The organism is Campylobacter sp. IFREMER_LSEM_CL1097, from assembly GCF_025772225.1.
GTDB classification, from domain to species: Bacteria; Campylobacterota; Campylobacteria; order Campylobacterales; family Campylobacteraceae; genus Campylobacter_D; species Campylobacter_D lari_D.
On record NZ_JAKMRT010000031.1, the window covers coordinates 1 to 5,806 of the forward strand.

Below are 5,806 nucleotides of genomic sequence, written 5' to 3' on the forward strand. Positions count from 1 at the left end.
TAAAATGAAATTAGAGATCTAAAAATTTTAAAATCATATCCACATTCTCATTAAGATCTTCTTTTATTATGTGTACATGCGGGTTTTTAGGATTTTCATAAGGACTGTCTATACCTGTGAAATTTTTAATCTCTCCGTTTCTTGCTTTTTTATAAAGTCCTTTTGGATCTCTTTTTTCACAAATTTCCAAAGGTGTATCAACAAATATTTCTATATATTCATCCTCATCTAAAAGATCTTTTATAAGCTTTCTATCTTTTTCAAAAGGTGATATAAAAGCGCAAAGTACTATCATGCCGGCATCTATAAAAAGCTTACATACTTCTCCTATACGTCTTATGTTTTCCACTCTTGAAACCTCATCAAAACCCAAATCTTTATTAAGTCCATGACGTACATTATCCCCATCTAAAAGATAAGTATGAAAACCTTGCTCAAAAAGTTTTTTTTCAACCGCATTAGCCAAAGTAGATTTACCACTACCACTAAGCCCACTAAACCACAAAACACATGGTTTTTGATTTTTAAGTTTAGCTCTTTGAGTTTTTGTAATGCTACTTGTATACCAAGTTAAATTTTTACTCATTTTTTTCCTTAAAAACTAAAAAATACCGGAGTTATAGTTAAAACAATAACTGAATAAGTCAAAGAAACTATCCATCCTATTTTTATAAAATCAGTAGTTTTATACCCACAAATTGAACCTACCATCAAGTGAGTTTGATAACCATGTGGCATTAAAAAAGCACAACTTGCCCCATAAGCAACCGCTAATATAAATGGAGTTGGATTAACTTCAAGCGCTAAAGCAGTACTATAAGCAATAGGAAAAGCCAAAGCTGCAGCAGCGTTATTGGTAATGATTTCAGTTAAAAGCAAAGTTAGAAGATAAATTCCCACAAAACTACCATATAATCCATACACTCCAAAAGTTCCTATAACAAATTCAGCCAAATCTTTAGCTAAACCACTATCAACTAAAACTTTAGTTATAGCTAAAGAAGATCCTACTATGATAAAAATTTCCAAAGGAAAGCGTCTTTTTACTTCATCAAAACTTATGATTTTAAATATAAACAAGCAAGCTAGAAACACTAGCAACGCTTTAAGCAAAGACACTAATTCCAAAGCAGATAAAGCGATAATAGTTAAAAATGCAAAAATCACTATAAAACTTTGGATATTACTTAACTTTTGATTTTGCATGATATTTGAGATAATATAAAAGTTTTTATTGATATTATCTCTTGAGTGAAAATCCTTACCTATGCTTAAAATAAGCCTATCTCCAGCTTGTAATAAACTTTGGCCGATTTTTGAAATATTTTTTGAGCCTCTTTTTAAGGCTACAATCCCTGCATCAAATTTAGCTCTAAAATTTGCTTCTTTAACACTTTTTCCTATCAAATTTGACTCAGAATTTATAACAACATCTACTAAGTTTAATGTTTCTAGTTTTAAATCTTGTGAGCCAATTTGCAAGCCATCAAATTTTTTCAAAGCTTCTAAATGTGTAATATCTCCACTAAAAACTAATACATCTCCTTCTTTAATAAGCTCATTATGACTAACAGGGGTAATAAGCTCATCTTTTCTTTGAATTTCAAGTAAAAACAAAAACTCTAAATTTCTTAAGCCATTTTCTTGTATAGTTTTCCCCACTAATGAGCTATTTTTCAATACTTTAGCATTGATTAAATACTCATTAATGACATTTTCTCTTTCTTTATACTCAGGCAATAAAAAGCTAAAAATCAAAAGCACTATAAGCACTCCAACACTTATACAAAAACCCACCGCAAAAAAATCAAAAATCTTTAAACTTTCCAAACCATTTTGCACTACAAAAGAATTGACTATCAAATTAGTTGAAGTGCCTATCAAAGTCATAGTTCCACCAACTATGGAAAAATATGAAAGAGGGATGAGTAGTTTAGAAGGAGCTTGAAATTTGTTATTTTTTATAATACTCATAAAACTCGCCACTACTGCAGTATTATTTAAAAAAGCTGAAATACTAGCTGTAACAACTCCAAGCTTTAAAAGTGATAGATGATAATTTTTACCTATGATAAATTTAGAACACCAACTTATCACAACGCTTTTTTCTATAGCTAGTGAAACTAACAAAAGCAAAACAAGCACTATCAAAGATTCGCTCGTATAAGAGCTAAGCCAAGTATTTAAATTTAAATACCCCAAAAGATAATAAAGCACAGCTACACTACCAAATAAAATAAAAGGTTTAATTTTATTGCTAATTAACAAAATAAGCAAAATTAAAATACTTAATGCAACAATAATTTTCATATTTTTTTACATTCCCATTCAGGATAGTTTTTTCTAATGTAAGCATTAAGTTCTATTTCTGCTTGAGTATAAATTCTACTCTTTTCTTCGCTTGCTAAAATTTCTTCTACCATACCCGCTGCTAAGGTTTCATTAGAGTATTTATCTATGATGATAAAACTTCCTAAAGTTTTATTGTCCTTGTAAGCTTTAAGGGCTGTTTTTTTATTAAGCTTTAAGGTGCATTTAGCAATATCATTGAGTTTTAATTCATCGCTTTGAAATTCTTTGAAAGTATTAATGTCTTTTTTAAAATCAATTTTTTCAAATACTACATTAGTAGTTAAATTTGCTATTTTGATAAGATAATTTTCATTTAAATTAAATTTAACCTCACTCATCCATATTACCATAGCTTTAAAAGAATTTGAAATTTCTATACTATGATTTTTAGAAGCTATTACATCGCCTCTTGAAATGTCTATCTCATCTTCTAAAGTTAAAGTTATAGCACTTGGAAAGCTAACATTTTTAGCACTTTGAACCTTTTCATTTTTATCGGGTATATTTAGGCTTTTAATACTAGGTGTGATGATTTGTTTTATTTTACTTGTTTTTAAAGAAGGTAAAATCACAACTTCATCTTTGATATTTATACTACCACTAGCAATATTTCCACAAAAACCTCTAAAATTTAAATGAGGGCGATTGACATATTGCACACTCATGATAAACTCATCACTTAAACTAGTAGCAATAGGCAAAGTATCTAAAAGCTCAGATAATGTTTTTCCATCATACCAAGGCATATTAATGCTTTTAGAAGCTATGTTGTCTCCATCTAATGCACATATAGGAACAAAGTGGGTTTTAATATGTTCATGATTTTTTAAGCATGGTAGAATTTCTTGATAATTTTTGCAGATTGTATTAAAAATTTCTTGATTATAATCAATCAAATCCATTTTATTCACAGCAATAATAAATTGCCTTATACCAAGCAAACTCGCTATGTAAGAATGTCTTTTAGTTTGAGTTAAAACCCCTTTTCTTGCATCTACAAGTATGATAGCAATATCAGCTGTGCTAGCACCTGTTGCCATATTTCTAGTGTATTGCTCATGGCCTGGGGTATCTGCTATGATGAATTTTCTTTTTTCACTTGTGAAAAATCTATATGCTACATCTATAGTTATACCTTGCTCTCTCTCGCTTGCAAGACCATCTACTAAAAGCGCAAAATCAAGCTTTTCCCCTGCATTACCAAGCTTTTTACTATCTTTTTCTAAAGATAAAATTTGATCTTCAAAAAGCATTTTTGCATCATAAAGCATTCTGCCTATAAGGGTAGATTTGCCATCATCTACACTACCACAAGTGATAAATCTACAAAGCTCTTTATTTTCATGTTCTTTTAGGTATTTTTCTACATTTGTTTTCATTAAAAATACCCCTCTTTTTTCTTTTTTTCCATACTTGCTTCTTCATCAATGTCTATAAGCCTACCTTGTCTTTCACTTGTTTTAGAAAGCAAAAGCTCTTCGATGATTTCTAAAACATTGCTAGCACTTGAGTTTATAGCTCCAGTTAGTGGGTAGCAACCTAGGGTTCTAAAACGGACCAATTCTTCTTTGGCATTTCTAGCAAGTTCTTTTGGCATACGCTCATCATCAACTAAAATTTTAGCCCCCATATACTCTACAACCGGTCGTTTTTTAGCAAAATAAAGACTTGGTAAAGGAATATTTTCTTTATAAATATACTGCCATATATCAAGCTCAGTCCAATTGCTCAGTGGAAAAACTCTTATGGATTCACCTTTTTTATGACGACCGTTGTAAATATCCCATAATTCTGGGCGTTGATTTTTTGGATCCCATGAGTGATTTTCATCACGAAAAGAATAAATTCTTTCTTTTGCACGCGATTTTTCTTCATCGCGTCTTGCACCACCAAATACCGCATCAAACTGATACAAATCAAGCATTTGTTTCAAACCTTGTGTTTTAGCAATATCTGTATGCATGGATGAACCATGTGCAAATGGAGAAAGATTTAATTCTTTGATTTTAGGGTTTTGATAAACTATAAGTTCCATGCCAAGCTCTTTGGCGCGTTTGTCTCTAAATTCTATCATCTCTTTAAATTTCCATGTGGTATCTACATGCACTAAAGGAAGTGGAGGTAAGCTTGGATAAAATGCTTTTTGTAAAAGATGAAGCATAACCGAACTATCTTTACCTATACTATAAAGCATAGCTGGTTTTTCAAATTCAGCTACCACCTCACGGATGATATGAATGGACTCTGATTCTAAATACTCCAAATAACTTTTCATTGCAAAAATAACCCTTAATTACTGATTGCATAATCTTACTATAACTTTTCAAATTCTTGATAATACTTCCAAGAAGCCACAATACTTGATTTATTTTTCTCAATTATACTTAAATGATTGTTAAAAATTTTTTTAGCTTCTTGCAATATCTCGGGATTTTTTGCAAATATCTTTAATATTCTTTCTTCTCCATTAGTCACTTTATTTTTTTTATGCATTTCAAGTAATGGTAAAAATTCACGTAAATACGCTATCATTTTATCTAACATTATTTTATTTTTTATAAGTACATTAAATTTTGATTCTTCTACCAAAAACAAAACGTTATCTTGTTTGGATATCATTTTAGTAATATCCAAGCACGCTTCTTTGGTAAATTTGAAGAAATTCATATACCAATAAGATTGTAAAAAAAATTTACCATCCACTGCTGATACCCAATCAGGATCAACAATAAAAATTTCAATAGTATCGATTCTTTTTAAATAATTTGTATCTATTTCATTTGTAATGAGATCATCTTCATGCAATGATAAAATAGCCGGTAAATAACTGAAATTACGATCCATAAAAAGATTTTTACAATTAATTTTATCAGAATTTATATTAACTTTTAAATCAAATAACTCAATAATTTTCTCTAAAGAAAGCGATATATTATCACCTATAAAGTCCGACATGTCAAAAAATAGATCATTTTTTATATTAAAAAGTTTAGACCTAAGTAGATCATCATGAAATGTCATATATCTATAATTAAGCCAAAAATCAATATTATCTATATTAACATTTGGTTTTTGAGTCCATGCTCCATTAGAATTATGATATAGAATTAAATTATCAACCACATCTTTTGGGCTATGGTTTATTGTGAAAAATTTTTTACTAGGATCATTAGTTCTTTTACAATAAATATAGTGCTTCAACATACCTATAGGATCTCTAGTTATATTTACACCATTGGAAGTAGAAATTAATCCATATAACTTATCACCTTCTTGAAGATATTCTCTACATGTTATATAGTTATTATTATCATGATATGATAATAATCTTTTAAACACATGAATATAACATTTTTTTTCACACTGAAATGATGTAGCTGATACCGTTTTACAGCCAATTTTAGTCATATAATCAATAAAAGCTGCCCCGCCTGTACCATGAGAACACCAATAA

General features: G+C 29.6%; 5 protein-coding genes. All 5 read right to left on the minus strand.

The window, feature by feature from the left end:
- Window positions 1-10: 10 nt before the first annotated feature.
- On the minus strand, window positions 11-586 hold the full coding sequence (gene cysC / locus L8W64_RS08615) for an adenylyl-sulfate kinase (protein ID WP_263673508.1): 576 nt from the start codon (window positions 584-586) through the stop codon (window positions 11-13).
- Between the two features lie 8 nt (window positions 587-594).
- On the minus strand, window positions 595-2,310 hold the full coding sequence (locus L8W64_RS08620; RefSeq protein WP_263673510.1) for an SLC13 family permease: 1,716 nt from the start codon (window positions 2,308-2,310) through the stop codon (window positions 595-597).
- Window positions 2,307-3,731, minus strand: coding sequence for a sulfate adenylyltransferase subunit CysN (gene cysN / locus L8W64_RS08625; RefSeq protein WP_263673511.1), 1,425 nt, complete (start codon window positions 3,729-3,731; stop codon window positions 2,307-2,309). The genes L8W64_RS08620 and cysN overlap by 4 nt, the downstream gene beginning before the upstream one ends.
- Complete coding sequence (cysD, locus tag L8W64_RS08630) at window positions 3,731-4,627, minus strand: sulfate adenylyltransferase subunit CysD (protein WP_263673512.1); 897 nt, start codon at window positions 4,625-4,627, stop codon at window positions 3,731-3,733. Before cysD ends, cysN begins: the two co-directional genes overlap by 1 nt.
- A gap of 38 nt (window positions 4,628-4,665) precedes the next feature.
- Window positions 4,666-5,806, minus strand: a 1,141-nt coding sequence (locus tag L8W64_RS08635) for a DUF2972 domain-containing protein (protein ID WP_263673513.1), incomplete at its 5' end; no start/stop codon positions are given.